This window comes from Chromatiaceae bacterium, assembly GCA_016714645.1.
GTDB lineage: Bacteria > Pseudomonadota > Gammaproteobacteria > Chromatiales > Chromatiaceae > M0108.
Window position 1 is genome coordinate 610,556 of the sequence record JADKCI010000002.1, and the last position, 26,436, is coordinate 636,991.

Below are 26,436 nucleotides of genomic sequence, written 5' to 3' on the forward strand. Positions count from 1 at the left end.
CCCATGACTCGTCACTACGCATCATGGGCAAGCGGGAATCGAAAGACCGGGATAACCGGATAAATCTAGGGCCGACTCCAGATTTATCCGGTCCGCCGCGGATGCAGTATTACCATGGTAATCGCAACGTTGCCGTAATTATATTATGCATCATAATTAGGCAGCCGCGCAGGATAATTTTAAGCGCATGCAATGAAGTTATTTAACTTATTTATTAATAAACGATGTACTTATGGACTTCAATGTTTGGGTTCAAGTCCGGATAATTTGAGGATTTCCATTCGCAGCGAATTCAGTCCTTGGCATATTCCGCAAGATTTTTGAAAAATACCTAACGAGCCTTATTATGGCAAGTTGCTGGGTGGCGTTACCGTCCTTAATATTCAGCCGGGAAATGAAATGAGACCAGCATAACTTTAAATGGCGGGAACAGCGGGGCTCCCCGCGGGCTAGCCAATTCCGTACGAATGCCCCCTTGCCGATCGCGGAGCGAGGGAATAGCACGACCTCCCCGGGGCGGTTGCGCTCTCGGTTCATTCCGCGTCCACACCGGCATATGGGGTAAAGGGAGATGTCCATGGAAATCATCACCACCGATATTGCGATCATCGGGGCTGGCGGCGCCGGCCTGCGCGCCGCCATCGCCGCCGCCGAGAGCGATCCGGGACTGAAGATTGCACTGATTTCAAAAGTCTATCCGATGCGCAGCCACACCGTGGCCGCCGAGGGCGGTGCTGCGGGGGTAATCGGAAAAGGCGACAGCCTAGAGCAGCATTTTCATGACACGGTGGCAGGCGGAGATTGGCTGAGCGATCAGGACGCCGTTGACCTGTTCGTCAAGCAGGCCCCCTTGGAACTGACCCAACTCGAACACTGGGGCTGCCCCTGGAGCCGCACCCCGGACGGTCATGTCAACGTCCGCCCCTTCGGCGGGATGCAGATCGAACGGACCTGGTTCGCCGCGGACAAGAGCGGATTCCACATCCTGCATACCCTGTTCCAGACCTCGCTCCAATTTCCCTCCATCCAGCGTTTCGACGAATACTACTGCACGGACCTGCTGGTGGAGGATGGTCGTTGCGTGGGCGTCACCGCCATCGAGATGCGGACAGGCTTAATGCGCCTGTTCCGGGCCAAGGCGGTGATTATTGCCACCGGCGGGGCCGGCTGGATGTTCCCCTTCACGACCAACGGGGCCATCAAGACCGCCGATGGCATGGCGATGGCCTATCGGGCGGGCATCCCCTTGAAGGATATGGAGTTCGTCCAGTATCACCCGACGGGCTTGCCCGGCACCGGAATATTGCTCACCGAGGCTTGCCGTGGCGAGGGCGGCATCCTGGTGAATAAAGATGGCTACCGCTATTTGCAGGACTACGATCTGGGCCCCCCCGATCCCTGGCCGCGCCTGAAGGCCATGGAACTGGGGCCGCGGGATCGCCTGAGTCAGGCCTTCTGGCATGAGCAGCAGAAGGGGCGTACCGTCAGCACCCGCTGGGGCGAGGTGGTGCATCTGGATCTGCGCCACTTGGGCGAGAAGAAGATCAACGAGCGTCTGCCGATGATCCGCGATCTGGCCGCCAGTTATGTTGGAGCGGACCCGGTGCATGAACTGGTACCGGTGCGTCCGGTGGTTCACTACATGATGGGTGGCATTCACACGGATATCGATGCCGCCACGCCCCTGCCGGGGCTGTACGCGGCGGGGGAGTGCGCCTGCGTCAGCATCAACGGAGCCAACCGATTGGGCTCGAACTCCCTCACCGAGCTACTGGTGTTTGGCGGACGGGCCGGCCGCCATGCCGCACAGCTTGCGCGCGCGGCGAGCCCACCCGTGAGCGAATCCGCGGTGCTCAAACGTGCCGGGGAGGCCCGTCAGCGCATGGCCGATCTCTTCTTGCGGGAAGACGGCGCAGAGCGCGTCGCCGGGCTGCGTAAGGAGATGAACGATACCATGGAGGCCGGTGCCGGCATCTATCGCACCGAGGCATCGCTCAAGGCCAGTTGCGATAAGCTCGCGGAGCTACGCGATCGCTATGCCCGGGTGCACCTGGAAGACAAGAGCAACGTCTTCAACACCCATCTCATCTATACGCTGGAGATGGGCTCCATGCTCGAGGCGGCCCATGCCATCGCCCATTCGGCCTTGCAGCGCAAGGAGTCACGGGGCTCGCACCAGCGTCTCGATTACACCGCGCGCGACGATGCGCAATTCCTCAAGCACTCGCTGGCCTACTACAACGGCGGCGCCGATCCGCGCATCGACTACCTGGACGTGGTCATCACCCGCTCGCTCCCCGGCGAACGGATCTACGGAGGTGGCGTATGAGCTACAAGACGATCGAGCTGGCGATCCTGCGCTACCGCCCGGAGACCGACCAGGCGCCTTGGTTCCAGGACTACCGGATCCCCTGCGAGGAGGATTGGGTAGTGCTGGATGCCATCAATTACATTAAGGACCACCTGGACAGCACCCTCAGCTATCGCTGGTCCTGCCACATGGCGGTGTGCGGAAGTTGCGGCATGATGATCGACGGGGAGCCACGGCTTTCCTGCAAGACCTTTCTGCGTGACCTGCCCGAGCGCAAGATCCGCATCGAGCCCCTCGCGAACTTCCCCATCGAGCGGGATCTGGTGGTAGTGCTCGATGACTTCATCGAGAAGCTTCAGCGGGTCAAGCCGTACATCATCCGCAAGGAAGAACGGGCCCTCGACCAGGGGGAGCATCTTCAGACACCGGCTCAGCTTGCACGATTCATGCAATATACCCACTGCATTAACTGTTGTTGCTGCTATTCAGCCTGTCCTCAATACGCGCTGATCCCCGAGTTCCTCGGGCCTGCCGCCCTTGCCCTAGCGCACAGATACAACCTGGACTCCCGCGATCAGGGCCGGGAGGAACGCGAAGAGGTGGTGGCCAGCAATATCGGGATCTGGGACTGCGCCTTTGCCGACGCCTGCTCCCTGGTATGTCCGAAGCACGTGGATCCGGCCGGGGCCATCCAGCAGATGAAGATCGGGAGTACCGTCGGTTGGTATCTGGACCACCTGGGGTTGGGGAGGAAAAAGACATGATCGATAAATCCCTTCCAAAGCCATTCGTCCGGGAGGTCGCGCGCACCACCTGGTATCTGACCCGCCGGCGCGATCGGGTGCATATGGCCCAAGAGCTCAGCTCCGTCTTCATCGGTGGCTACGCATTGCTGCTGCTGTGGGGGGTCAAGGCGCTCGCCGCTGGCCCCGAGGCCTATCAGGCCTTTCTAACGAGTCTGGGCAGCCCCTTGTCGCTGGGCCTTCATTGGCTGGTGCTCGCCGTCACCCTGTTCCATACCGTTTCCTGGTTCGGCGTGACGCCAAAGGCGATGCCAGTACAGATCGGCGAGGAGTTCTTGCCCGGGGGCATCATCGTTGGCGGTCATTATGTCGTCTGGACCGCGCTCTCCCTGTTCATCCTGTTCGTCGCGGGGGTATTCAACGGTGGCTAGATCCAACAAACCCATGGTCTGGAGTCTGTTCGCCGCCGGCGGCACCGTCGCCGCCTTCGTGCTGCCGGCCCTCGTGTTGATCACGCTGATGGCCGGCTATGGGCACGCCCCAGCGTCTCTGAGCTACGAGGACATGCGCACCTTCGCCGGCGGTTGGCTCGGTAAGCTCGTGGTGTTCGGCGTCATCACCCTGTGTCTGTGGCATGCCGCCCATCGGCTGCGCACCGCGCTGCATGGACTGGGCCTCCGGGCGGACACGGCCGTGGCGGTGGTCGGCTACGGGATCGCGGCGGCGGGTACCCTCCTCAGCGTCTATTACCTGCTGCGAATTTGACGGCGTAAACCGGTGGCGCTGCCGAGCGACCCGTCGCCGGCAATGCCGATCATGCGAGCGACGTGTGAAAGATAACTTGGGAGACAACCAATGGCACCGATGAATCTGACAGAAAAAATATTTTCCGAGCACCTGGTTGGAAATGGCGAATTGCCCCCGCCGGGCGAGGCGGCGACGATCCGGGTCGACGAGGCATTCACCCAGGATGCCACCGGGACCATGTGCATGCTCCAGCTTGAGGCCATGGGCGTCAAACGGGTCAAGCCCCTGTCAGTCAACTTCGTCGACCACAGCATGATGCAGTCGGGCTTCCGTAACCCGGACGACCACGAGTATCTGCGCACCGTCTCCAAGAAGCTTGGCATCATCTTCTCCCCACCGGGTACCGGGATCTGCCACTTCCTCAACATCGAGAACTTCGTCAAGCCCGGCATGACCGGTGTCGGGGCTGACAGTCATACCGTGAATGCCGGTGGCATGGGCGCCATCTATTTTGGCGCTGGCGGCTACGATGTGGCCCTGGCCATGGCCACCGGCGAGTACGTCATCCCCATGCCGGAGGTCGTGCAGGTGCATCTCGACGGCGCCCTGCCCGATGGCGTTATGGCCATGGACGTCATTCTGAAAATGCTCTCGATCATGGGCGTCAAGGGCGGCAAGGGGAAGGTCTTCGAATATACCGGCCCGGGCGTGGCGAGCCTGTCTCTGACCGAGCGGGCTACCATCACCAACATGGGTGCCGAGATGGGCGCCTCGACCTCCATCTTTCCTAGCGACGAGCGCACCCATGACTATCTGGACAGTCGCGGCCGGGGCGACGACTACCGCCCACTGGCGGCGGACGAGGGGGCGCAATACGCTGGCCGGATTGATATCGACCTCTCCGCGCTGGAGCCACTGATCGCCATCTACCCTTCCCCGGGCAGCGTCGAGCGGGTCGCGGACCACATCGGCACCCGCGTCCATCAGGTCTGCGTGGGCAGTTGTACCAACAGCTCTTTTGAGAACATTGCCGGTTTCGCCGAGGTGCTGAAAGGCCAGCGGGTAGCGGTGGATACCCTGCTGTACCCCGGCTCTCGGGCAGTAGCCATGCAGCTCGCCAACGCGGGCTACCTGACCTCCCTGTTCGCCTCCGGCGTGCGGGTCATGGAGAACGGCTGCGGTGCCTGTATCGGCCAGGGTGGCTCCCCGGTGAGCGGGGGAATCAGTCTGCGCACCTTCAATCGCAACTTCCCCAAGCGATCCGGTACGGCGGATGCCCAGGTGCATCTGGTCAGTCCGCTGGTGGCAGCCGCCAGTGCGCTGGCCGGTGAGATCCGCGTGCCGGACCGGCGGGTGGAAATCACTCCCGCTGGGCAGGTGGACGACACCGACTCCTTCATCATACCCCTACCTCCAGGGGAGGCGGAGCGGGTCGAGGTGATCCGCGGCCCCAACATCATGGCCCTGCCGGACTTCGAGCCCTTGCCGGGGCGCCTGGAGGGTGAGGTGCTGCTCAAGCTGGGGGACAACATCAGCACCGACGACATTCAGCCCGCCGGCGTCTATCTGCCCCTGCGCTCCAACGTCAAGGAGTACGCCATGCAGGCCACTTTCAACCTGGTGGACCCAACCTTCTCGCGGCGCGCCGTCGCCCACCGCGATGCCGGCGGTCACGGCGTTCTGGTCGGCCGCGAGAATTACGGTCAGGGCAGTTCCCGGGAACATGCTGCGCTGTGCCCGCGCTGGCTTGGGGTACGCGCGGTGGTGGTGGCCCAGTTCGCCCGCATCCATGTCGCCAACCTGGTCAACTTCGGTATTGTACCGCTCACTTTTCGGAACATGGACGACTACGACAGGGTGAGCCAAGGCGATCGGGTGGCTATCGACGTGTCGGAACTGGCGGGCGAGCTGTTCCTTGAAGTCAAGGGTGAAAGAATTCCCTTGGCCCCCGCCTTCGAAACAAAGGATATCCCCGTCCTGCAGGCCGGTGGCGCGATGGCTCACTTCAAGGCGCGCCACACCCCCTAGAAGACAACAATCCAAATTTTGCCCTGTCGGGCAACTCATTGTCCGTGCGGGCCTCAAACGGGGGTCGACGAACTGGTTTCGGTCCGAAAAGCTTCTTGGATTTTGTATGTTGTGATCAGAGAAGCCGGCTGAGCCGCCGCCAAGCTCAAAATTGGAATTGCTGATGCGTACTTAGGGGCTTCGACGTAAGCAAGTGCCCACTCGGGTGCTAGACTAACCTCATTTTTCAACCCAAAGAGACAAACAACATGGCCTACGACAAAATCCAGATCCCCGCCAGCGGCGAAAAGATCCAGGTGGATGACCATTATGCCCTCCGGGTCCCCAACCAGCCCATCATTCCCTATATCGAAGGTGATGGCACGGGCGTCGATATCTCCCCCGTCATGATGAAGGTGGTGGATGCCGCGGTGGCCAAGGCCTACGACGGCAGCCGCCAGATTCAGTGGATGGAGATTTATGCCGGCGAGAAATCCACCCAGATCTATGGCGATGATGTCTGGTTGCCGGCGGAGACCCTGGACGCCGTACGGGAGTATGTCGTCTCCATCAAGGGGCCCCTGACCACCCCCGTGGGTGGTGGGATCCGCTCCCTCAACGTTGCCTTGCGTCAACAACTGGATCTCTACGTCTGTCTCCGGCCCGTACGCTACTTCCAGGGCACCCCCAGCCCGGTCAAGGAGCCGGAAAACACCGATATGGTGATCTTCCGCGAAAATTCCGAGGACATCTATGCGGGTATCGAGTGGCAGGCGGGGTCCCCGGAGGTGAACAAGGTCATTGATTTCCTCCAGCAGGAGATGGGGGTGACCAAGATCCGCTTCCCCGCGACCTCCGGCATTGGCGTCAAGCCCGTCTCCGCCGAGGGGACCCAGCGCCTGGTGCGCAAGGCGATCCAATACGCCATTGACAACGATCGCGCCTCCGTGACCCTGGTGCACAAGGGCAACATCATGAAGTTCACGGAAGGCGCCTTCAAGACCTGGGGCTACGCACTGGCCAGGGAGGAATTTGGCGCCGAGGAGATCGATGGGGGTCCCTGGTGCGCCATGACCAATCCCAAAACCGGCCGTGAGATCGTCATCAAGGATGTCATCGCCGACGCCTTTCTGCAGCAGATTCTGCTGCGCCCCAAGGAATACGATGTCATTGCCACGCTCAATCTCAACGGCGACTACATCTCCGATGCCCTGGCGGCGCAGGTGGGTGGCATTGGGCTGGCGCCCGGGGCCAACCTGTCGGATTCCGTGGCCATGTTCGAGGCGACCCATGGCACCGCGCCTAAGTATGCTGGCAAGGACCAGGTCAACCGAGTTCCATCATCCTCTCGGCCGAGATGATGTTGCGTCACCTGGGCTGGACCGAGGCGGCGGATCTCATTATCAAGGGCGTGGAAGGCGCCATCCTGGCCAAGACCGTGACCTACGATCTGGAGCGTTTAATGCCAGGGGCCACCAAGCTCAGCTGTTCGGCCTTTGGGGAGGCGGTGATCGCTAATATGTAAGTAGAACCCCCCGCGCACCTCGATTGGGGAGCGCGGGGGGGTTTGAAATCTAGTTAAGGCGGTTTAAGCGGGCGGCGTGGAGACCCTTGGGACCTTGGGTAATCTCGAACTGAACCTTCTGCCCCTCCTTGAGGGTCCGATAGCCATCCATGTCGATGGCCGAAAAATGAACGAAAATATCGTCTTCTTTTTCATCGGCCTTTACAAACCCATACCCTTTGGCATTATTAAACCATTTTACGGTACCGGTCATCATCGCTGCTACTCCTCCAGGAGATGGGTGGGGTTTTCCCCCTGTTAGTATTTCAGGCCTGGAACCGGCTCCTCTGGCGCCTCGTCCAGGGCACAAGATAGCTCCCTTGGCCGGAGGGAAATAGTGATTTACCGCTCGGTTCAGGGTGCTGCTGGGGCTGGGGCCCGCTGGGGCGCTCCAAACTTACGGGCAGCCCTCTTATCAATATCCGGCATCCTGTCCCGCTAGGCGAGCCGATACCTTGAGTGCGAAGTATAATGACCCCATGGCAAGGGTCAAATCCAAAGTGACGGTTCCGTGGGGTTTCGCATTGACATGAGTGGATCGAATGTGAATAGAGAGCGCGAGGAGGGGGCGGCGGTCCAGGAATCCAGACCGGAACTCAAGCCACCCCCCCTCTATAAGGTGCTGCTGATCAATGATGACTTCACCCCCATGGAATTCGTCGTCCAGGTCCTGGAGACCTTCTTCCATTTGAATCGGGAAAAAGCTACCCAGATTATGTTGCATGTCCATACCCGCGGCGTTGGCGTCTGCGGGGTTTTTGCGCGCGATGTCGCCGAGACCAAGGTGGCCCAGGTCATGGACTTTGCGCGCCGGCATCAACACCCCTTGATGTGTACTATGGAAGAGGCTTGATAGACCCCTGAATACCGTATCGGTGACCCTTTATGTTGAGCAAAGACCTTGAATTCACGCTGACCCAGGCCTTCCATCAGGCACGGGAACGCAGGCACGAATACATGACGGTGGAGCACCTGCTCCTATCCCTGCTCGATAATCCGAGCGCATCTAGGGTGTTACGGGCTTGTGGGGCGGACGAAGGGCGGCTGAGATCGGACATTAACCTCTTCATCGAGGAGACCACGCCCCTGGTTCCAACCGGGGAAACGCGCGAGACCCAGCCGACCATAGGTTTTCAGCGTGTCTTGCAACGGGCTGTCTTCCATGTCCAGTCCGCTGGCAAGAAAGAGGTTACGGGGGCGAATGTCCTGGTCGCGCTCTTCGGCGAGCAGGACTCCCAGGCGGTGTTCCTGCTCAATCGGCAGGACATCAGTCGCCTGGATGTGGTCAATTATATTTCCCATGGCATCTCCAAGGTCCCAGGTGAGGGTGGGGACGAGGAGGCCCAGGGTGAACCGGGCGGAGAGCGGCGACAAGAGGTTAAGGAAAACACCAGCCCCCTGGAGAGCTTTACATCCAATCTCAATGACCTGGCGCGTCAAGGCCTGATCGATCCCCTCATCGGTCGCCAGACCGAGATTGAGCGCACCTTGCAGATCCTCTGTCGGCGCCGCAAGAACAACCCCTTGCTGGTAGGCGAGGCCGGTGTCGGCAAGACCGCCATTGCCGAGGGGCTGGCGCGGCGTATCGTCGAGGAAGAGGTGCCCGAGGTTCTGGCTGACGCGGTCATTTATGCCTTGGATCTGGGCGCCTTGGTGGCCGGCACCAAGTATCGGGGCGATTTCGAGAAACGTCTTAAGGCGGTGATCGCGCAACTCAAGCGTCAGCCCAAGGCCATTCTTTTTATCGACGAAATCCACACTATTATTGGCGCGGGCTCCGCCTCGGGCGGGGCCATGGATGCCTCTAACCTCATCAAGCCGGTTTTGGCCTCTGGCGACCTGCGTTGTATTGGCTCCACGACTTATCAGGAGTTTCGTGGCATTTTCGAGAAGGACCGGGCCCTGGCCCGGCGCTTTCAGAAGATCGATATCGAGGAACCTAGCGTCGAGGATACGGTGGAAATCCTCAAGGGCCTCAAGAGTCGCTTCGAAGAGCATCACCAGGTCAGCTACACCCAGCCGGCCTTGCGCGCGGCCGCGGAACTCTCGGCCAAGCACATCAATGATCGCCACTTGCCGGACAAGGCCATCGATGTCATCGACGAGGCGGGGGCCCACGTCCAGCTGATGCCCGCGGCCAAGCGCAAGAAGCGTATCGATGTCCTGGATATCGAGCGCATCGTTGCCAAGATCGCCCGCATTCCGCCCAAGCAGGTCTCGTCCTCGGATACCGAATCCCTGCGTAACCTGGATCGGGACCTGAAGCTGGTGGTATTTGGCCAGGAGGCGGCCATCGATACCCTGACCTCGGCCATCCGTATGAGCCGCTCGGGCTTGGGCCAGGAGGAAAAGCCCATCGGCTCCTTCCTCTTCGCGGGCCCGACCGGCGTCGGCAAGACGGAGGTGACGCGTCAGCTTGCCCGTATCCTGGGCTTACAGTTGATCCGCTTCGATATGTCCGAGTACATGGAACGCCACACGGTCTCCCGCCTCATCGGCGCCCCGCCCGGCTATGTTGGGTTTGACCAGGGCGGCCTCTTGACGGAGGAAATCAACAAGCATCCGCACGCCGTGCTGCTTCTGGACGAGGTCGAGAAGGCCCACCCGGATGTTTTCAATTTGCTGCTGCAGGTCATGGACCACGGCACCCTCACCGACAACAACGGCCGTAAGGCGGATTTTCGTCATGTCGTCCTGGTGATGACCACTAACGCCGGCGCGGCGGAGGCCAGTCGTCCCTCCATCGGCTTCACCGAGCAGGACCATGCCACGGATGGCATGGAGGCCCTAAAACGCCTCTTCACCCCCGAATTCCGCAATCGGCTCGATGCCGTGATCCAGTTTGGTGCCCTGTCGCCCGCCACGATTGTCAACGTGGTGGACAAGTTCCTGTTTGAACTGGAGCAACAGTTGCTGGAGAAGAAGGTCACCCTGACCGTGGATAGCGAGGCGCGTGCCTGGCTGGCTACTCGGGGCTATGACGCCCGAATGGGTGCTCGACCCATGAGCCGCATCATTCGTGAGCACATCAAGAAGCCCCTGGCCAACGAACTGCTATTTGGACAGCTCGTCAACGGGGGTTCGGTGCGGGTCAAGGTGGAGGGAGAGGAGTTGGGCTTCGAGATTACGCCCAAAACCCCCTAGCGAGTGCCTGACGGCAAAGGATAGGGCGGTCCGCTGGCGACCCTGTCGCCTAGCGGGCGCGGTAGGTGATGCGGCCCTTGGTCAGGTCGTAGGGGGTGAGCTCCACGGTAACCTTATCCCCGGTAAGAATGCGAATGTAGTGCTTACGCATCTTGCCCGAAATATGAGCGGTAACGACGTGCCCGTTTTCCAACTCCACGCGGAACATAGTGTTAGGAAGGGTGTCGACCACCGTGCCTTCCATCGAAATAACGTCTTCTTTTGCCATGGATATAGGTTGTTCGCCTTCCGAGCGTTCCTCAACTGTAAAGCTGCGGAATTATAGCACGGAGCTTCAGAAAAGCTTCTAGCTTTCCAAATTGTACAAGACTCATCATGATACCTGTGAGGTGAATCCCTGCCCTATATATTTACTCAGGGTATCCCCTAGGTAGGTGTCAAGGCAGTGGTCGCATTGGTTATGCGGGCGTTGCTTCGGTCTGCCGTTCCATTTTGAGGGGTTTTTCGGGGTTGAGGAGGATCCTCGCGCCGGTAGGCCTCGTCCAAGACGCTGGCGGTCAGGTCGGCGGACGCGGAGTCGTAAACCTCCCAGTTGACGATCTTGCGGCTATAGAAGCCTATTGATCAGGTTCAGATAAAAGAAGACCCCGCGAAGGGTGGTGGTCAGGCAGGTGATGTCCCAACTCCAGACCTGATGGGGGCCGGTGGCCACCAGGGGCGTGGGGCGCGCCCGGGCCGGGGCATGGGGTTTGCCACGGGGGGTCAGCGCGCAGCACCCGCTAGCAGGTCGATGCCGATGCCAGGTAGCCGGTAGGGATCAGAAGGCGGCACCCGACTGCTTGCCCAGCTTTTTGAGGATAAGGGCCAGGGGGCAGAAGCCGGTGAAGGCGGACTGGAGCAGGTTCAGGCCAACGAAACCGGTCAGCAGCAGCCAGAGCTGATTGCCGGTCAGGTAGGCCAGAATAACGGAGAGCAGGATGACGACGCCGGCGAAGGCCAGGATAATGCGGTCGATGCTCATGGGGAAAGTCCTCTTGGTCGAAATGTTAAAAAAGGGGTTAGGTCAGTGACATATTATCGGACGCTAATATGGTCTTCAAGCTCGATGCGCGTTCAGGGTTCTGTCCTGGCGGCTCCTATCCCCGGAGAGTCCCTCCATGACCGGGTTTGATGACATGATCACAGGTTTAGGGCTCCCCAGCGCCTATCCGCACCCGGTGTCGGGGGTAGAGCATGTCGAGACCCATATCTCCCACGTCTTTCTCGCGGGGGATTTTGCTTACAAAATCAAGAAACCGGTCAATCTGGGTTTTCTGGATTTCTCCACCTTGGAGCGCAGGCATTTCTTTTGCCAGGAGGAACTCCGCCTCAATGGCCGCCTGGCGCCGCATCTGTACCTGGAGGTGGTGCCAGTAACGGGGACCCCGGAGGCTCCGCATCTGGGAGGTGCGGGCCAGGCGCTGGAATACGCGGTCAAGATGCGCCGATTCGATCAGACGGGTTTGCTCAGTACCCGGCCTCTTGAGGGTGATCTGCCGGAACGGGTCGCGGAACGGGTCGCGGCCTTCCATGCCGCAATCCCGGCGGTGGGCGAGGATCAAGCCTTCGGCACTCCCGAGGCGGTGCTGGTGCCCATGCTTGCCAATTTCGAGGCCATCCGGAGCCGTTCCCAAGATACCGCCATTCTCAATCGCCTGGTATTGCTGGAGGCTTGGACCCGTAACCGCCATGCGGAGTTGGTGCCCATTATCCGCCAGCGCTGTACCGAGGGCTTCGTGCGTGAATGTCATGGGGACATGCACCGGGGCAACATCGCCTTGGATGAGGGCGAGATCCTCATTTTCGATGGTATCGAGTTCAACCCCGCCCTGCGCTGGATTGATGTCCAGAGTGAATTGGCTTTTCTCCTTATGGACCTGGAAGAGGCGGGTGAACTCGGTCCCGCGCGGCGGCTGTTGAACCGCTACCTGGAACTGACCGGCGATTATGCCGGGCTAAGGGTGCTGAGTTTTTACCAGGTCTATCGTGCCCTGGTGCGTGCCAAGGTACGGGCCATTCGCCTCAGCCAGCCGGATCTCCCGTCCGAGGAGGTGGAGCGGGATGGGTGCGCACTGGGGGACTACCTGACCCTGGCCGAGGGCTACACCCAGTCTCCCCATCCCTGCCTCTGCCTCATTCATGGGGTCTCGGGATCGGGCAAGAGCCGGCTGGCGCTGGGATTGCGGGCCTGTCTCCCCTTAATTCATCTCCGTTCCGACATCGAGCGCAAACGCCTCTTTGGGTTGACGGCGGAGGCGCGTACTCATCCCGGGACGGTCAGCGGTGGCATCTATGCCCCCGATGCCGGGGAGCGGACTTATGGACGTCTGCTGGAATTGGCGGTGACCCTGCTCGATGCCGGCTATAGCCCGCTGGTGGACGCCACCTTCCTCAAGGGTATCCAACGCGCGTCCTTTCTGGATCTGGCGAAGGCCGAGGACCTGCCCTGCCAGATGTTGGCTTGCGAGGCGCCCACGGATGTGCTGCGTGAACGGGTTCGCCGCCGGGCGGGGGAGGGCGCGGATCCGTCCGAGGCGGGGGTCGAAGTCCTGGAGGCTCAGCTCGTTAGCCGTGAGGCCCTGACCGCCGATGAGCTGGCTCTGACCATCCCGGTGGACACGACCCAGACATCATGCCTGGAGAGCGTGATTCAGCGCCTGGCTGCGGCCTGCCACTGGCGGCCGTCCTAGGTCCCTCATAGCTTTGGGCTTCCCGGGTAGGGGAAGCCTGACTCACCCCCGCATGGAGTCGAAAAACTCGTTATTGGTCTTGGTGGCCTTGAGCTTGTCGTGCAGGAATTCCATGGCGGCCAGTTCGTCCATGGGGTGCAGGATTTTGCGCAGGATCCACATCTTTTGCAGTTCCGCCGGGTCCATCAGCAGTTCCTCGCGGCGGGTGCCGGAGCGGTTGATGTTGATGGCGGGGAAGATGCGCTTTTCGGCGATGCGCCGGTCCATGTGGATCTCCATGTTGCCGGTGCCCTTGAACTCCTCGTAGATGACGTCGTCCATCCGCGACCCGGTGTCCACCAAGGCCGTGGCCAGGATGGTCAGGGAGCCCCCTTCCTCGACGTTACGGGCGGCACCGAAGAAGCGCTTGGGTCGCTGGAGGGCGTTGGCATCTACCCCACCGGTCAGTACTTTGCCGGAGGAGGGCACCACCGTATTGTAGGCACGGGCCAGGCGGGTGATGGAGTCTAGTAGGATGACCACGTCGTGTTTATGTTCCACGAGGCGCTTGGCCTTCTCGATCACCATTTCGGCCACCTGGACGTGGCGGGTGGCGGGCTCGTCGAAGGTGGAGGAGATGACCTCGCCGCGCACGGAGCGCGACATCTCGGTGACCTCTTCCGGGCGCTCGTCGATGAGCAGGACGATGAGGTAGCAATCCGGATGATTATGACCGATCGATTGGGCGATATTCTGCAACATCATCGTTTTGCCGGCCTTCGGGGGAGAGACGATGAGACCGCGCTGGCCCCTGCCGATGGGGGACACCAGGTCGATGGTGCGGGCGGTAATATCCTCGGTGCTACCATTGCCCAGTTCGAGCTTAAGGCGCTTGTTGGCAAAGAGCGGTGTAAAGTTTTCGAAGAGAATCTTGGTCTTGGTCGCTTCCGGCCGGTCGAAGTTGATGTCGTTGACCTTGAGCAGCGCAAAGTAGCGCTCGCCTTCCTTGGGGGGGCGGATCTTGCCGGTGATGGTATCGCCCGTGCGCAGGTTAAAGCGGCGAATCTGGCTGGGGGAGACATAGATGTCGTCCGGCCCGGCGAGGTAGGAGGAGTCACCCGCGCGCAGAAAGCCGAAGCCGTCCTGGAGAATCTCCAGCACCCCGTCGCCGGAAATTTCCTCGCCCTTTTTGGCATGGGCCTTGAGGATGGCAAAGATCAGGTCCTGTTTGCGCGACCGGCCAACGCCCTCGATGAGCATGGTTTGGGCCATGTCCACCAGTTCGTTAACCGGCATCTTTTTCAGTTCGGTCAGATTCATGTTGTTACTTGAAACGGGGGTGTGGTCGGATGGCTCAAAACCGGCCGCGGGCGTCCGAGGTGCCCGAACGGCGGAGTGGAGGAAAAGGGTGAGTTGGGGGCGGGGGCACCCGGTCGGGCGCCCCGCGCGGATCATTCCATTGCCTGATGATGCCTGGGGATCACAAGTTACTGTCGATAAAGGCCGTGAGCTGAGACTTGGAGACGGCACCGACCTTGGTGGCCTCCACCCCGCCCTGCTTGAAGAGCATCAGGGTCGGGATGCCCCTGATGCCGTAGCGGGGCGGAGTGTCCGGATTCTGATCGATGTTGAGCTTGGCGACGCGCAGCCGGCCCTGGTACTCGTCGGCGATTTCGTCCAGGACGGGCGCGATCATTTTGCAGGGGCCACACCAATCGGCCCAGTAATCGACGAGAACGGGATCGGCGGCTTTGATGACGTCTTGCTCGAAGGATGCATCCGTCACATGCATGATGCGATCGCTCACTTGGGTTGATCTCCCTTTAGAGTTGGGTTCTTGCGGGACGCGGCCTTGGAGGAGGTTGCCGCCGGCAAGCGTGGTACGAGTCACGCGTGGCGGGCGAGCCGAGTGGCGCTGGGAACTGGCCTTGAGTAAGATGCTATTTCAGCCAAGATTCCAGAAATTTGCAAGCCTTTCGAAAGGCAGCCAATCATTCGGGCCCCTGAGCCCCCGGTTTTCATGACCCAAACACACCTCTCAGCCATCCGATTTGCGAGCTTTGATCTCGATCTCCGCATCCTCCAGGGCCTGGCGGACGCGGGTTTTGACTACTGTACGCCCATCCAGGCCGAGGCCCTGCCCATCGCCCTGGCCGGCCAGGACGTGGCGGGCCAGGCCCAGACGGGAACGGGTAAAACCGCTGCCTTCGTCGTGGCCACCCTGCATCGCCTGCTGACCAAGGCCCCCTCGCCCCAGCGCAAGCCTAACGAGCCGCGGGCCCTGTTCGTGGCGCCGACCCGCGAACTGGCGGTACAGATCCACCGGGATACCCAACAATTGGCCGCCCATTGTGGCGTCCGCCTGGGTCTGGTCTATGGCGGCACCGGTTATCTTCAGCAGCGTGACGAGGTGGCCGCCGGGGTCGATATCCTCATTGGCACCCCGGGCCGGCTCATCGACTACTTCAAACAACGGGTCTTTGACCTGCGGGTGGCCGAGGTGGTGGTGATCGACGAGGCGGATCGTATGTTCGACCTGGGCTTCATTCAAGATATCCGCTACCTGCTGCGGCGCCTGCCACCCCCCAGCGAGCGCCTCGGGATGCTGTTCTCCGCCACCCTGTCCTATCGGGTTACCGAACTGGCCTACGAGCACATGAACGACCCCCGGCCGGTGGCGATCGAGCCCGACCGGGTGACGGCGGATCGGGTCGTGCAGCGGTGTTACATGGTAGGCAACGACGAGAAGGTGCCCCTCATTATCGGTCTGCTGCGGGCCATAGTCGATGCCCGGGTCATTATCTTTGCCAACACCAAACGCGCCACCGAGGGTATCTGGGGTTTTCTGGAGGGCAATGGCATTCGCGCCGCCATCCTCTCCGGCGACGTGCCTCAGAAGAAGCGCCTGAGTCTGCTCAAGGCCTTCCAGCATGGGGAACTCCCCGTCCTGGTGGCCACGGACGTGGCAGCGCGGGGTCTGCATATCCCCGGCGTGACGCATGTCATCAATTACGACCTGCCCGATGACGCGGAGGACTATGTGCACCGCATTGGCCGTACCGCCCGCGCCGGCGCCAAGGGCGACGCCATCAGTTTCGTCTGCGAGACTTACGCCTTTTGCCTGCCAGACATCGAACGTTTCATTGGTGCCAAGATCCCGGTGGAGCCCGTGACCGCCGCGATGCTGGCACGGGTCGATCCCCGCAGTCGGGTACGGGTACCTCGCCATGGTGACGGGCATGAGGATGAGGGGCCGCTGCGCCGGGGCCTTGGTGGCCGGGGTGAGGGCCCCCGTCCCGGCGGCGGGCGGCGTGGGCCCGATGAGCGCCGCCCGAGGCCCGAGGCACCCGCGAGCGAATTGCCTCCCCGCGCGGCGCCACTCATGACCGAAGCCAAACCCGTCGCCCCGCCCGAGACACCCGCGGGGGAAGTGGGGGCGCCCAAGAAGCGCCGGAGACGGCGTGGGCCAAGCCGCGCGGTGACGGACGGAACGGTGGGCAGCGGCCCGGAGGTCATGGCCCCCGCGCCAATGGAGTCCTGACTTCCCCGCAGCTTGGATTAGCCCCGTAGGCCGGGCAGCAAGTCTCCAAAGCCATGGATAGCCGGATAAGCCCCCGCCGCGTTAGGCGGGGCCATGGAATCCGGCGCCAGCACGGCCAGCAGGTGGCGGAAACCGTAATTACGGGCCGCCTGCAGCACCTTGGGGCTGTCATCGACGAAGAGGGTGCGCTCCGGGTCGAAGGGTTCGATGGCCTGGACGAGGGGCCAGAAGCCAGGGTTCTCCTTGGCCAGACCCAGGTCGTGGGCACTGATGATCCGTTCCAGATGGCCTACCAGGCGGGTTTTGCGCATCTTGAGGGCGATGGCCTTCTGATGGGCATTGGTCACGAGCACGCGCCGCTTACCCCGTCCGGCCAGGGCCTCGAGGAATTCCAAGACTTGGGGATGGACGGCGATCAGATGGTCGATTTCTTCCTTGAGGAGGGCGATGTCCAGTCCCAGTTCGCGGCTCCAGTGGTCGATGCAGTACCAGGCGAGCGTACCTTCGTGGTCCTTGTAGAGGGCGAGGAGTTGCTCCTTGGCCTGGTCCAGGGGCAGATCCCGCGCCGCCGCGTAACGGGCGGGGACATGTTCCCGCCAGAAGCGGTTGTCGAAATGCAGATCCAGCAAGGTCCCGTCCATGTCCAGGAAAACCTTGTCGATGGCGTCCCAGTCGATCATCGGCGGCCTCTCGTCTCCAGGTTGCGGTGGTGGCGTCAAAGGATACCCCCTTGGCCCGGCATTTTCTCCGTAATCCGTTACGTCGGGTCTCCGGCCCGCGGTTCCCTTCCGAAGACCCTTAACCCTGGACTCCAGGTGGAGGAAGCCCGTTGCGTATCCTGACAATGGCAGGCCACGGCAGGTGGCAAGCGCTGCTCTTCATGACTCTGGTCCTGGCTATGAGCAGGGTGGTTGGCGCGGAAGATGATTTCAGCTTTGATGACTCCCCCCGGGCGGAGGCGGTGGAGTACCCCGATTGGTTCAAGAGAAGCCTGCTCGACCTGCGGGAGGATCTGACCGAGGCGGTCAAAGCAGGTAAGCAAGGGCTGATGGTCTACTTTGGGCAGGCGCGGTGCGCCTATTGTCATCGCCTGTTGCAGGTCAATTTTGGTCTTGATGACATCGCCAATTACACGCGCCAACACTTCGACCTGGTAGCCCTGGATGCTCGGGGGCCCCGGGAGGTGACCCTCCTGGACGGTACCGTCATGACCGAACAGGATTTTGCCTTGGCGGAGGAGACCAACTTCACCCCTTCCATCCTCTTTTACGATCGCGAGGGCCGGGAAGCCTTGCGGTTGCGCGGCTATTATCCCCCCTACCAATTCCGTGCCGCCCTCGAATATGTCGCGGATGGCCATTACGCCAGGGAGACTTTCCGTGATTTTCTGGCGCGGGGTGACGACCGGCGCGTCTTCGATGCGGAGGATCTCAACGAGGAGGATTTCTTCGCCCCCCCGCCCTTCAATCTGGATCGGAGTCGGCTTCCCGGGGAGCGGCCCCTGGTGGTCTTTTTCGAGCAGGGGGACTGTCATGCCTGCGATGTGTTGCATGGCCAGTTGTTGCGGGACCCCGCCATTCGCGGTTTGACTCAAGGCCTGGATAGCGTGCAGCTCGACCTGCGCGCCGCAACCCCGGTGGTGACCCCCAGTGGGGAGCGCACCCGGGCCCGGGACTGGGCCGCCGCCTTGGGGCTCTTCCATACCCCCACCCTGATCTTTTTCGATGAGCAGGGCCGGGAGATTCTCCGCCTGGACTCCCTGGCCCGTTTTTATCGTCTGGGCCAGGTGCTTGGCTATGTCTCCAGCCGCGCCTACCGGGATCAGAGCTATCCCCTCTGGCGCGCCCAGCGTTCCGATTAGCCTGACCCCGGGGGTCCAGACCAGGAACCTGGGCCCTTTGTCCGCCATGGCGCTCGGTGGCATCCCCCATGCTCGCGCGATCCACCCCTAGGTTGTACTCTAAGGAATTTCCGATGCAAATCAGTCTGTATGTAGCCGGGGCGGGCAGGGGCACCGGCAAGTCCGTCGTTGCCCTGGGCTTGATGGAGATGTTATCGGCGTTCAATCGCACGATCGGTTTCTTTCGCCCCATCGTCCAGCGGTCCGCCCGGGAGGATGCCCTCATCGAACTGATGCGCGCCCGTTACAACCTGCCATTCGAGCCGGAGATGCTCTACGGTTGCACCGCCGAAGACGCCAAGCATCTGCTGGGTAGTGGGCATTATGATGAACTGCTCAAGCGGATCCTGACCAAGTTCAAGGCCCTGGAGGAAAGGTGCGACCTGGTGGTATGCGCCGGCACCGACTATGACGGCCTGGTACCCTCTCTGGAGTTCGATTTCAACGCCGACCTGGCCAACAACCTCGGCTGTCTCCTGATCGTGGTGGTGAAGGGCTTCAAGCGCGATCCCGAGGAGATTCTGGATGCCGTGCGCCTGGCTCAGGAATCCCTGCTGGACCGTGGCAGTGATGTCTGGGCGACCATTATCAATGGCGTGGCGGCGGAGCAGCTTGCCGCCATGCGCGAGCAGGTAGGTACGGCCTTGCCGGATGCATCGGTCTATGTGCTTCCCGAACACCCCTTGCTGGGTCAGCCGACCATCGGGGAGATCGCGCGCGCGCTCAAGGCGCGACGCCTTTACGGTGACGACGACACCCTGAACCAGGTGGTGACCCACTTCAAGATCGCCGCCATGGAGGTTCCGGACTTCCTCAATCACCTGGAGGATGGCTCTCTCATCATTACGCCGGGTGATCGCGTGGACATCATTCTTGCCAGCCTGGTGGCGGATGCCTCCACGAATTTCCCCCGTGTCGCGGGGCTGCTTCTGACCGGCGGTATCGACCTGGGAGATAACCTGCGCCGGCTCATGGGCGGCCTGAGGCGCGTCAAGGTGCCGATCCTCAGCGTAGATACCGATACCTACATGACGGCCATGGATCTTAACCGGGTCCATGCCAGCATTCTGCCCACGGATGACCGCAAGATCGCCGCCGCTATCGGCCTCTTCGAGGCCAATGTCATGAACGCCATGCCGCAACGCCCGCCGGAGCGGCAAATGGAGCGCCGCACGCCGCTCATGTTCGAGTACGAGCTGTTCCGCCGCGCCAAAGCCCAGCGCCGCCACATCGTGCTGCCCGAGGGCGAGGACGAGCGCATCCTGCGCGCCGCCGAGATTCTCATGCTGCGCGACGTCGTCGATCTGACCCTGCTCGGCGACCCGGACAAGATCGGCGGCAGTGTCCGTGATCTGGGCCTCAAGCTTAACGGCATCAGAATCATCGACCCCGTCACCGCGCCAGACCGCGAGCGCTATGGCCGCACCTATTTCGAATTGCGGCGGCACAAGGGTATGTCGGAGCAAATGGCCTTTGATCTGATGCAGGATGTGAGTTACTACGGCACCGCCATGGTCTATCACGGCGATGCCCATGGCATGGTCTCCGGGGCCGTCCATACGACCCAGCACACCATCCGGCCCGCCTTCGAGATTATCAAGACCCGGCCGGGGGTCAAGATCGTCTCCAGCGTCTTCTTCATGTGCCTGGCGGATCGGGTACTGGTCTATGGCGACTGCGCCGTGAACCCTAACCCCAACGCCGAGCAACTGGCGGACATCGCCATCTCTTCCGCCGAGACCGCCGCCGCCTTCGGCATTGAGCCGCGGGTGGCCATGCTCTCCTATGCCACCGGCGAGTCCGGCAAGGGCGCGGACGTGGACAAGGTACGGGAGGCCACGCGCATCGCCCACGCCCGCCGGCCCGATCTCAAGCTGGAGGGACCCATCCAGTACGACGCCGCGGTCGATCCGGACGTGGCGCGGACTAAGATGCCGGACAACGAGGTGGCGGGGCAGGCCACCGTCTTCATCTTTCCGGATCTCAATACCGGCAATAACACCTACAAGGCCGTGCAGCGCAGCGCCGATGCCATCGCCATCGGCCCGGTCTTGCAGGGGCTCAATAAGCCCGTTAATGATCTGAGTCGCGGCTGTCTGGTGGCGGATATCGTCAATACCGTCGTCATTACCGCCATTCAGGCCCAGACGGTGCCGCCAGCGGCTTGATGGTGCCGCGCGGGGAGGGCGCTACTCCCCCCATCCCCTTGCAATCCTGGGTGCCCCATGAAGGTTCTGGTTCTCAATTCTGGTAGTTCGTCGATTAAATATCAGCTTTTCCAGTCCGATAACTGGCAGGTCCTGGCGGCAGGCGCCATCAACCGCATCGGCGAGCCGCGCGGTGACTTTCAGGGTCGCTGGCTTGACGGGGATGGGCGGGAGCACCGCTTCGATCTGGCCCTGCCGATCGCCCATCATAGGGCGGGACTAGAGCTGATCGTCGCCCGGTTGCGCGCGTCCGGGGTGCTGGCGGATCTGGGTGAACTGGTGGCCATCGGCCACCGGGTGGTCCATGGTGGCGAGGCCTTCCAGCGCCCGACTCGGGTGGATGACGGGGTTATCGCCGTCATTCGCGACATGATTCCCCTGGCCCCCCTGCATAACCCGGCCAACCTGGAGGGCATCGAGGTGGCGATGCGCCTCTTCCCCGGGGTGCCGCAGGTCGTGGTCTTCGATACCGCCTTCCCCCAGACCATGCCCCCGGCGGCCTATCGCTATGCCCTGCCGGAGGACCTTTACAAGGGGCATCGGGTGCGGCGCTATGGTTTTCATGGCACCTCCCATGCCTATGTCAGCCGCCGCGCTGCCGCCCTGCTGGGCAAGCCAACTCAGGATTGCAACCTGATTACCCTGCACCTGGGCAACGGGGCGAGCGCGACGGCGGTGCGCGGGGGCGAGAGCTTCGACACCTCCATGGGTCTGACCCCTTTGGAGGGTCTGGTGATGGGCACGCGCTGCGGGGACCTGGACCCCGCCATTCATTTCTATCTGGCCAACAACCTGGGCATGGACATCCAGGCCCTGGATGACCTTTTCAACCGCCGCAGCGGCCTGCTCGGCCTGTGCGGCGTCAACGACATGCGCGAGATCCACCGCCGCATCGGCCAGGGTGACCCCGCCGCCGCCCTGGCGCTGGACGTTTTCTGTCATCGCCTGCGCAAGTACCTGGGCGCCTACTGGGTGGAACTGGGCCGCTTGGACGCCCTAGTCTTCACCGGCGGCATCGGCGAGAACGACGCGGAGGTGCGGGCGCGTACCTGCGCCGGTTTGGAGGGAATGGGCATTCTTTTGGACGGGGAGGCCAATCAGGCCCGCGGTCAGGGTGAGCGCCGGGTCAGCCGGTCGGAGAGTCCGGTAGCCGTGCTGGTCATTCCGACCAATGAGGAACTGGAGATCGCACGTCAGACACTGGAAGCCGTTAGGGGATAGGCTTCAAGCCTGAGCCTCTGCCCGGGAGTGTCGGGTAGCCTCTGGCGGGGGACGCCGTGAATACGTCCTTGTAGGCTTGCCGCCAGCATCCTTGCTGGCGACACCCCCGCCAGAGGCCACCCGACACTCCCTCCCACGTTACGCAGAAGCCTAATAACGGCACTGCCGGGGAGGTGGTGCCCCAATGCATAGGACGCGGTTTACCTAACAAATTGTTAATAAAGGCATAATCTCGCCACTATCCGATCGATTGGGGCGCTACCAAGTAGTAACAAAAAAGATCGATGATTCGGGAGGCAATTTTCCCTTGGTTGGCTATAACGTGCCCGTGGCCGCACCCGCCGGCGCACGCAATTTGCGCACAATGGCCATGGCCATCTCCAGGGCCTGCTCATAGTTAAGGCGGGGGTCGACCTGGGTGCGATAGGCGCGCTCGAGGCCCACCTCGTCCAGACCTCGGGCGCCGCCCAAGCACTCGGTGACATCGTCACCCGTCAACTCGAAGTGGACGCCGCCCAGATGGCCCCCCAGTTCGCGGTGGATGTCGAAGGCCAGGCTCAGTTCCGCCAGGATGCGGTCGAAGCGCCGGGTCTTGTAGCCGCTGGCGGTGGTCTCGGTATTGCCGTGCATGGGGTCGCAGACCCAGAGGACGGGGTTGCCAGTGCGGTTGACCGCCGCGATCATTTTCGGCAGTTCGCGCGCGATCTGGTCCGCGCCGAAGCGGTGAATCAAGACCAGGCGGCCGGGCTCCCGTTGCGGATTGAGCCTGGCCACCAGGGCCTCCAGCCAGTCCGGTGACAGGCCGCCCCCCAGCTTGACCCCGACCGGATTGGCGATACCGCTCATGAATTCTACGTGAGCCCCGTCCGGATCGGCGGTGCGCAGCCCGATCCAGGGTAGGTGGGCACTGAGATCGAACCAGCCCGGGAAGCGGCGTACCTGGCGGGTCAGGGCCTGCTCGTAGTGCAGGTGCAGGGCCTCGTGGCTGGTGAAGAACTGCACCCGGGCCAGTTCCCCCGAGGCGGAACAGCCCACCGCCCGCAGGAAGCGCAGGGACTCGCCCAGGGCCTCGACCATCTTGCGGTAGTCCTGGGCGCTGGGCGAATGGGCCATGAAGTCCAGGTCCCAGTTCTCCGGGTGGTGGAGATCGGCGAAGCCGCCCTCGGACAGGGCTCGAATAAAGTTGAGCGTCAGGGCGGCCCGGCCATGACCGAGCAGCAGGCGCGCCGGGTCGGGGGTGCGTGCCGCGGCGGTGAACTCGGGGCCATTGATGAGGTCGCCGCGATAGCTGGGCAGGGTGAGGCCATCGCGGGTCTCCAGGTCTGCGGAGCGCGGCTTGGTGTACTGGCCGGCGATGCGCCCGACCCGGATCACTCGCTGCTTCAGGCCCTGCACCAGAATTAGGCTCATCTGGAGCAGGATCTTGAGCTTGTTGGCGATAATGTCCGATTGGCAGTCGGCGAAACCTTCGGCGCAGTCACCGCCCTGGAGCAGGAAGCCATCGCCCCGCGCCGCCGCCGCCAACTGTTTCCGCAGCGCATGGATCTCCCAGGAGGTGACCAGGGGCGGCAGGGAGGCCAGTTCCGCCAGGGCGGCGTCCAGGGCGGGGCGATCCGGATAGCGGGCCTGTTGCAGGGCGGGGCGTGCCTGCCAGGAGGCGGGTGACCAGCCCGGCGGAGGCGTGGAGGCCGAGGCCGTCAAGTGGCCGCCTGGGCGGCGCGGCCGGCCTCGAAGGCCTGCTCGTTGACCGCCACCAGGGCGGGCTTGCGCTCGCGGAAGCGGGCCAGGATGGCCTCCTTGAGGATCTCGGCGGGGAAGGGCAGGTAGTCGGCGATGGCCCCGAGCATGACGGTGTTGACCAGTTTGGAGTTGCCCAACCCGCGGGCGATGGCACCGGCGTCGAAGGCATGGACCTCGATGCCCCGGGCGCGCATCTCCGCCACCGGGTCGTCCGGGTAGGGGAAGAGACCCAGGGTCACCACCGGCGGCTCCTGGCGCAGGCGGTTGACCATGGCCACGCCCCCGTGGCGCAACTGGCCGCACCAGCGCAGGGCCTCCGCCGGCTCGAAGCCGACCAGGATGTCGGCCTCGCCATGGGGGATGGCCGGGGACAGCACCCGGCGGCCAAAGCGCACATGGGAGGTGACCACGCCACCGCGCTGGGCCATGCCCGCCACCTCGGTCTTCTTGACGTCATAGCCCTGGGAGAGGGCGGTCTGGGACAGCACCTCCGCCGCCGTCATAACGCCCTGGCCCCCGATGCCGGCCACCAGAATGTTGGTGATCCTGCCCGCGGCGCTGGTGCTCATGGCCGTGCCCCCGCCCGATCGAATACCGCGAGGGGTAGGATGGCCTCGGGTCCGCAGGTGCCGGGGCAGAGATCACAGCCGGTGCAGGCGGCGCTGTCGATGGCGACGAAGGTCAGCTCCTTCACGGTGCCATTGGGCTTGACCACCGTCTCGCGCCGGGTAACGGCGATGGCGGGGCAACCCACCGCCAGGCAGTTGGAGCAGCCGGTGCACTTCTCCTCGTCCACGGCATAGGGCGGCTTGTTGCGGTAGCGTTCGGTGAGGACGCAGGGCTGGTTGGTGATGATGACCGAAGTATCCTCGACCTTCACCTCCTCGCGCAGGGCCTTGAAGAGGACCGGCAATTCGTAGGGATTGACCTCGTGGACGCGCTCCGGCTTGACGCCCAGGGCCTCCACCAGCTTGCGGAAGTTGATCTTGGGGGCCTCGAGGCCGTGGATGTCGCGCCCCGTGCCGGGGTGCTCCTGGCCGCCGGTCATGCCCACCGCGCTATTGTCCAACAGCAGGATGGTGACATTGCCCCGGTTGTAAACGATGTCAAGCAGGCCCTGCATGCCCATGTGCAGAAAGGTGGAATCCCCGATGACGGCGAGCACGCGCTTGTCCTTGTCCGCCTCGCTACGGCCCTTGTCCAGGCCTAGGGCCACACCCATGGAGGCACCCATGGAGATGCAGGTATCCAGGGCGTTCCAGGGATGACCGGCGCCGAGGGTGTAGCAGCCGATGTCGCCGGCGATCTGGGTATTCTTGATCTTGGACAGGCAGTAATAAATGCCCAGGTGAGGGCAGGCGACGCACATGGTCGGCGGGCGGGGGAAGACCTGCACCGGGGTGGTGAAGGCGAGGGGGCGTTTGGGGGTTGGCTCCAACGCCGCCGGTTCACCCAGGAAGGCGCGGATAACGGGGCGCAGGATATGGGGCGCCAGTTCGCCCATGCGCGGCAGCAGATCCTTGCCGAGGACGGGGATGCCCGCGGCACGGATCTCCTGCTCCAGCAGGGGTTCAACCTCCTCGACCACCACCAACTGCTCGACCTGTTCCGCCAGGGCGCGGATCAGACCCAGGGGGGGCGGATAGCTGAAGCCCAGCTTGACCAGGGGCGCCTCCGGAAAGGCTTCCAGGACGTGCAGATAGGTGGGTCCCGAGGTGACGAAGCCGACGCGCTTGTCCTGACCATCCTCGATGCGGTTTAGGTCGGTGACCTCGGCGAAGGCGCGGAGTTGCGCCTCGCGCGCCAGCATGAGGGGGATGCGGCGACCGGCGTTCATGGGTGTCATCACCATGCGCGCCGGATTTTTCTGGAAGCCCTTGACCGGGCGCTCCTCCCGCTCGCCCGCCACCACGACCCCCTTGACGTGGCAGATGCGGGTGGTGAGGCGCAGAATCACCGGGGTGTCGAATTGCTCCGAGAGGGCGAAGGCCTCCCGGGTCATCTCATAGGCCTCTTGGGCATCGGCGGGCTCCAGGACCGGGAGGTGGGCGAAGCGGCCCCAATGGCGGGAATCCTGCTCGTTCTGGGAGGATGACAGGCCCACGTCGTCCGCCACGGCCACTACCAGACCGCCCCCGACCCCTATGAGGGTCTGAGTCATGAGGGCGTCCGAGGCTACATTCAGGCCGACGTGCTTCATGGCGCAGAGGGCGCGGCTACCCGCCAGGGAGGCGCCGATGGTTACTTCTAGGGCGACCTTTTCGTTGACCGACCACTCCGAGTAGAGGTCTGCGTAAGTAGCCGCGTATTCAAGGATTTCCGTCGCGGGCGTGCCGGGATAGGCCGCCGCGACCCGGCAGCCGGCTTCCCAGGCGCCGCGCGCGACGGCCTCGTTACCAGACATAAAGCGACGTTCGGATTGGGGTAGGGGATTCACCGCGCTCAAGGCTGGGTCTCTCCGCATGGTCGGTTGGGGAAAATTGGCATTATACTGGCATCGCTGTCCCACGGGCAGGATCGGCGTGGTTTTGGCAACGCCCCAGGGGCCTGCGCAAGTCGCGAGGCCCGCCCTTGCCGCCAGGCCATTCCCGTCCTCGGATGCC

21 protein-coding genes and 1 pseudogene are annotated in these 26,436 nt (G+C 62.7%); 13 read left to right on the top strand and 9 right to left on the bottom strand.

All coding sequences use genetic code 11. The features are described from left to right. The first annotated feature begins 577 nt into the window (after nucleotides 1–577). The 6 genes and pseudogenes from frdA to icd all read left to right on the top strand — a co-directional run bounded on the left by frdA (nucleotide 578) and on the right by icd (nucleotide 7,333). Nucleotides 578–2,329 (top strand): fumarate reductase (quinol) flavoprotein subunit, encoded by a 1,752-nt coding sequence (frdA, locus tag IPN92_09700; GenBank protein ID MBK8638534.1) that lies wholly within the window; start codon nucleotides 578–580, stop codon nucleotides 2,327–2,329. Continuing rightward, a complete protein-coding gene (locus IPN92_09705) occupies nucleotides 2,326–3,075 on the top strand; it encodes a succinate dehydrogenase/fumarate reductase iron-sulfur subunit (protein MBK8638535.1) in 750 nt (249 codons plus the stop codon). The genes frdA and IPN92_09705 overlap by 4 nt, the downstream gene beginning before the upstream one ends. Continuing rightward, the gene (locus tag IPN92_09710) at nucleotides 3,072–3,485 is read left to right on the top strand and encodes a fumarate reductase subunit C (protein MBK8638536.1); all 414 of its coding nucleotides are present in this window, start codon (nucleotides 3,072–3,074) and stop codon (nucleotides 3,483–3,485) included. Before IPN92_09705 ends, IPN92_09710 begins: the two co-directional genes overlap by 4 nt. Beyond that, nucleotides 3,478–3,819 (top strand): fumarate reductase subunit D, encoded by a 342-nt coding sequence (locus IPN92_09715; protein MBK8638537.1) that lies wholly within the window; start codon nucleotides 3,478–3,480, stop codon nucleotides 3,817–3,819. The genes IPN92_09710 and IPN92_09715 overlap by 8 nt, the downstream gene beginning before the upstream one ends. Nucleotides 3,820–3,909: 90 nt before the next feature. After that, nucleotides 3,910–5,829, top strand: coding sequence for an aconitate hydratase (locus IPN92_09720; protein MBK8638538.1), 1,920 nt, complete (start codon nucleotides 3,910–3,912; stop codon nucleotides 5,827–5,829). 248 nt (nucleotides 5,830–6,077) lie between these two features. Beyond that, nucleotides 6,078–7,333, top strand: a pseudogene (gene icd, locus IPN92_09725) (NADP-dependent isocitrate dehydrogenase). Nucleotides 7,334–7,382: 49 nt separating this feature from the next. Here the strand turns inward: icd and cspD are convergent. After that, nucleotides 7,383–7,589 carry a cold shock domain-containing protein CspD gene (gene cspD / locus IPN92_09730; GenBank protein ID MBK8638539.1) on the bottom strand — a complete coding sequence of 69 codons (207 nt, stop codon included), beginning with the start codon at nucleotides 7,587–7,589 and terminating at the stop codon, nucleotides 7,383–7,385. 312 nt (nucleotides 7,590–7,901) lie between these two features. Between cspD and clpS the strand changes: the two genes are divergently transcribed. Both clpS and clpA read left to right on the top strand, forming a co-directional pair. Next, nucleotides 7,902–8,225: an ATP-dependent Clp protease adapter ClpS gene (gene clpS / locus IPN92_09735; GenBank protein MBK8638540.1), complete on the top strand. Its 324-nt coding sequence runs from the start codon at nucleotides 7,902–7,904 to the stop codon at nucleotides 8,223–8,225. A gap of 32 nt (nucleotides 8,226–8,257) precedes the next feature. Continuing rightward, the gene (clpA, locus tag IPN92_09740; protein MBK8638541.1) at nucleotides 8,258–10,516 is read left to right on the top strand and encodes an ATP-dependent Clp protease ATP-binding subunit ClpA; all 2,259 of its coding nucleotides are present in this window, start codon (nucleotides 8,258–8,260) and stop codon (nucleotides 10,514–10,516) included. A 49-nt stretch (nucleotides 10,517–10,565) separates the two neighbouring features. Here clpA and infA read toward each other — a convergent pair whose 3' ends face one another. After that, the gene (gene infA, locus IPN92_09745) at nucleotides 10,566–10,784 is read right to left on the bottom strand and encodes a translation initiation factor IF-1 (protein MBK8638542.1); all 219 of its coding nucleotides are present in this window, start codon (nucleotides 10,782–10,784) and stop codon (nucleotides 10,566–10,568) included. Between the two features lie 549 nt (nucleotides 10,785–11,333). Next, on the bottom strand, nucleotides 11,334–11,537 hold the full coding sequence (locus IPN92_09750; protein MBK8638543.1) for a DUF2892 domain-containing protein: 204 nt from the start codon (nucleotides 11,535–11,537) through the stop codon (nucleotides 11,334–11,336). 136 nt (nucleotides 11,538–11,673) lie between these two features. Between IPN92_09750 and IPN92_09755 the strand changes: the two genes are divergently transcribed. Then, nucleotides 11,674–13,245, top strand: coding sequence for an AAA family ATPase (locus IPN92_09755; GenBank protein MBK8638544.1), 1,572 nt, complete (start codon nucleotides 11,674–11,676; stop codon nucleotides 13,243–13,245). 42 nt (nucleotides 13,246–13,287) lie between these two features. On the opposite strand, the gene rho is transcribed toward IPN92_09755, so the two are convergent. Beyond that, entirely contained in the window at nucleotides 13,288–14,544 is a 1,257-nt protein-coding gene (rho, locus tag IPN92_09760; protein MBK8638545.1) for a transcription termination factor Rho, read from the bottom strand. A gap of 160 nt (nucleotides 14,545–14,704) precedes the next feature. Beyond that, the gene (gene trxA / locus IPN92_09765) at nucleotides 14,705–15,031 is read right to left on the bottom strand and encodes a thioredoxin TrxA (protein ID MBK8638546.1); all 327 of its coding nucleotides are present in this window, start codon (nucleotides 15,029–15,031) and stop codon (nucleotides 14,705–14,707) included. Nucleotides 15,032–15,244: 213 nt separating this feature from the next. Between trxA and IPN92_09770 the strand changes: the two genes are divergently transcribed. Beyond that, on the top strand, nucleotides 15,245–16,765 hold the full coding sequence (locus IPN92_09770; protein MBK8638547.1) for a DEAD/DEAH box helicase: 1,521 nt from the start codon (nucleotides 15,245–15,247) through the stop codon (nucleotides 16,763–16,765). Nucleotides 16,766–16,782: 17 nt separating this feature from the next. Here the strand turns inward: IPN92_09770 and yrfG are convergent, their stop codons facing one another. Next, complete coding sequence (yrfG, locus tag IPN92_09775) at nucleotides 16,783–17,445, bottom strand: GMP/IMP nucleotidase (GenBank protein MBK8638548.1); 663 nt, start codon at nucleotides 17,443–17,445, stop codon at nucleotides 16,783–16,785. Between the two features lie 164 nt (nucleotides 17,446–17,609). Here yrfG and IPN92_09780 point away from each other — a divergent pair, with 164 nt between their 5' ends. From IPN92_09780 to IPN92_09790, 3 genes are all read left to right on the top strand, one after another. Continuing rightward, complete coding sequence (locus IPN92_09780) at nucleotides 17,610–18,626, top strand: thioredoxin fold domain-containing protein (GenBank protein ID MBK8638549.1); 1,017 nt, start codon at nucleotides 17,610–17,612, stop codon at nucleotides 18,624–18,626. 113 nt (nucleotides 18,627–18,739) lie between these two features. After that, complete coding sequence (gene pta, locus IPN92_09785; protein MBK8638550.1) at nucleotides 18,740–20,833, top strand: phosphate acetyltransferase; 2,094 nt, start codon at nucleotides 18,740–18,742, stop codon at nucleotides 20,831–20,833. Between the two features lie 57 nt (nucleotides 20,834–20,890). Further along, nucleotides 20,891–22,093 (top strand): acetate kinase, encoded by a 1,203-nt coding sequence (locus IPN92_09790; GenBank protein ID MBK8638551.1) that lies wholly within the window; start codon nucleotides 20,891–20,893, stop codon nucleotides 22,091–22,093. A 315-nt stretch (nucleotides 22,094–22,408) separates the two neighbouring features. Here the strand turns inward: IPN92_09790 and IPN92_09795 are convergent, their stop codons facing one another. From IPN92_09795 to IPN92_09805, 3 genes are read right to left on the bottom strand one after another with little or no spacing between them, the layout of a single operon-like run. Further along, nucleotides 22,409–23,794, bottom strand: coding sequence for a 3-deoxy-7-phosphoheptulonate synthase class II (locus IPN92_09795; GenBank protein ID MBK8638552.1), 1,386 nt, complete (start codon nucleotides 23,792–23,794; stop codon nucleotides 22,409–22,411). Beyond that, complete coding sequence (locus IPN92_09800) at nucleotides 23,791–24,402, bottom strand: indolepyruvate oxidoreductase subunit beta (GenBank protein ID MBK8638553.1); 612 nt, start codon at nucleotides 24,400–24,402, stop codon at nucleotides 23,791–23,793. The genes IPN92_09795 and IPN92_09800 overlap by 4 nt, the downstream gene beginning before the upstream one ends. Continuing rightward, the gene (locus IPN92_09805; GenBank protein MBK8638554.1) at nucleotides 24,399–26,297 is read right to left on the bottom strand and encodes an indolepyruvate ferredoxin oxidoreductase; all 1,899 of its coding nucleotides are present in this window, start codon (nucleotides 26,295–26,297) and stop codon (nucleotides 24,399–24,401) included. Before IPN92_09805 ends, IPN92_09800 begins: the two co-directional genes overlap by 4 nt. Between the last annotated feature and the right edge of the window lie 139 nt (nucleotides 26,298–26,436).

Bases quoted from the DNA above. Each gene is read 5' to 3' on its own strand.
- IPN92_09780 (MBK8638549.1), top strand. From the start codon at position 17,610: ATGGCAGGCCACGGCAGGTGGCAAGCGCTGCTCTTCATGACTCTGGTC.
- clpA (MBK8638541.1), top strand. From the start codon at position 8,258: ATGTTGAGCAAAGACCTTGAATTCACGCTGACCCAGGCCTTCCATCAG.
- IPN92_09790 (MBK8638551.1), top strand. From the start codon at position 20,891: ATGAAGGTTCTGGTTCTCAATTCTGGTAGTTCGTCGATTAAATATCAG.
- IPN92_09770 (MBK8638547.1), top strand. From the start codon at position 15,245: ATGACCCAAACACACCTCTCAGCCATCCGATTTGCGAGCTTTGATCTC.
- pta (MBK8638550.1), top strand. From the start codon at position 18,740: ATGCAAATCAGTCTGTATGTAGCCGGGGCGGGCAGGGGCACCGGCAAG.
- cspD (MBK8638539.1), bottom strand. From the start codon at position 7,589: ATGATGACCGGTACCGTAAAATGGTTTAATAATGCCAAAGGGTATGGG.
- rho (MBK8638545.1), bottom strand. From the start codon at position 14,544: ATGAATCTGACCGAACTGAAAAAGATGCCGGTTAACGAACTGGTGGAC.
- IPN92_09805 (MBK8638554.1), bottom strand. From the start codon at position 26,297: ATGCGGAGAGACCCAGCCTTGAGCGCGGTGAATCCCCTACCCCAATCC.
- IPN92_09800 (MBK8638553.1), bottom strand. From the start codon at position 24,402: ATGAGCACCAGCGCCGCGGGCAGGATCACCAACATTCTGGTGGCCGGC.
- infA (MBK8638542.1), bottom strand. From the start codon at position 10,784: ATGGCAAAAGAAGACGTTATTTCGATGGAAGGCACGGTGGTCGACACC.
- clpS (MBK8638540.1), top strand. From the start codon at position 7,902: ATGAGTGGATCGAATGTGAATAGAGAGCGCGAGGAGGGGGCGGCGGTC.
- IPN92_09710 (MBK8638536.1), top strand. From the start codon at position 3,072: ATGATCGATAAATCCCTTCCAAAGCCATTCGTCCGGGAGGTCGCGCGC.
- frdA (MBK8638534.1), top strand. From the start codon at position 578: ATGGAAATCATCACCACCGATATTGCGATCATCGGGGCTGGCGGCGCC.
- IPN92_09755 (MBK8638544.1), top strand. From the start codon at position 11,674: ATGACCGGGTTTGATGACATGATCACAGGTTTAGGGCTCCCCAGCGCC.
- IPN92_09705 (MBK8638535.1), top strand. From the start codon at position 2,326: ATGAGCTACAAGACGATCGAGCTGGCGATCCTGCGCTACCGCCCGGAG.
- IPN92_09720 (MBK8638538.1), top strand. From the start codon at position 3,910: ATGGCACCGATGAATCTGACAGAAAAAATATTTTCCGAGCACCTGGTT.
- yrfG (MBK8638548.1), bottom strand. From the start codon at position 17,445: ATGATCGACTGGGACGCCATCGACAAGGTTTTCCTGGACATGGACGGG.
- IPN92_09750 (MBK8638543.1), bottom strand. From the start codon at position 11,537: ATGAGCATCGACCGCATTATCCTGGCCTTCGCCGGCGTCGTCATCCTG.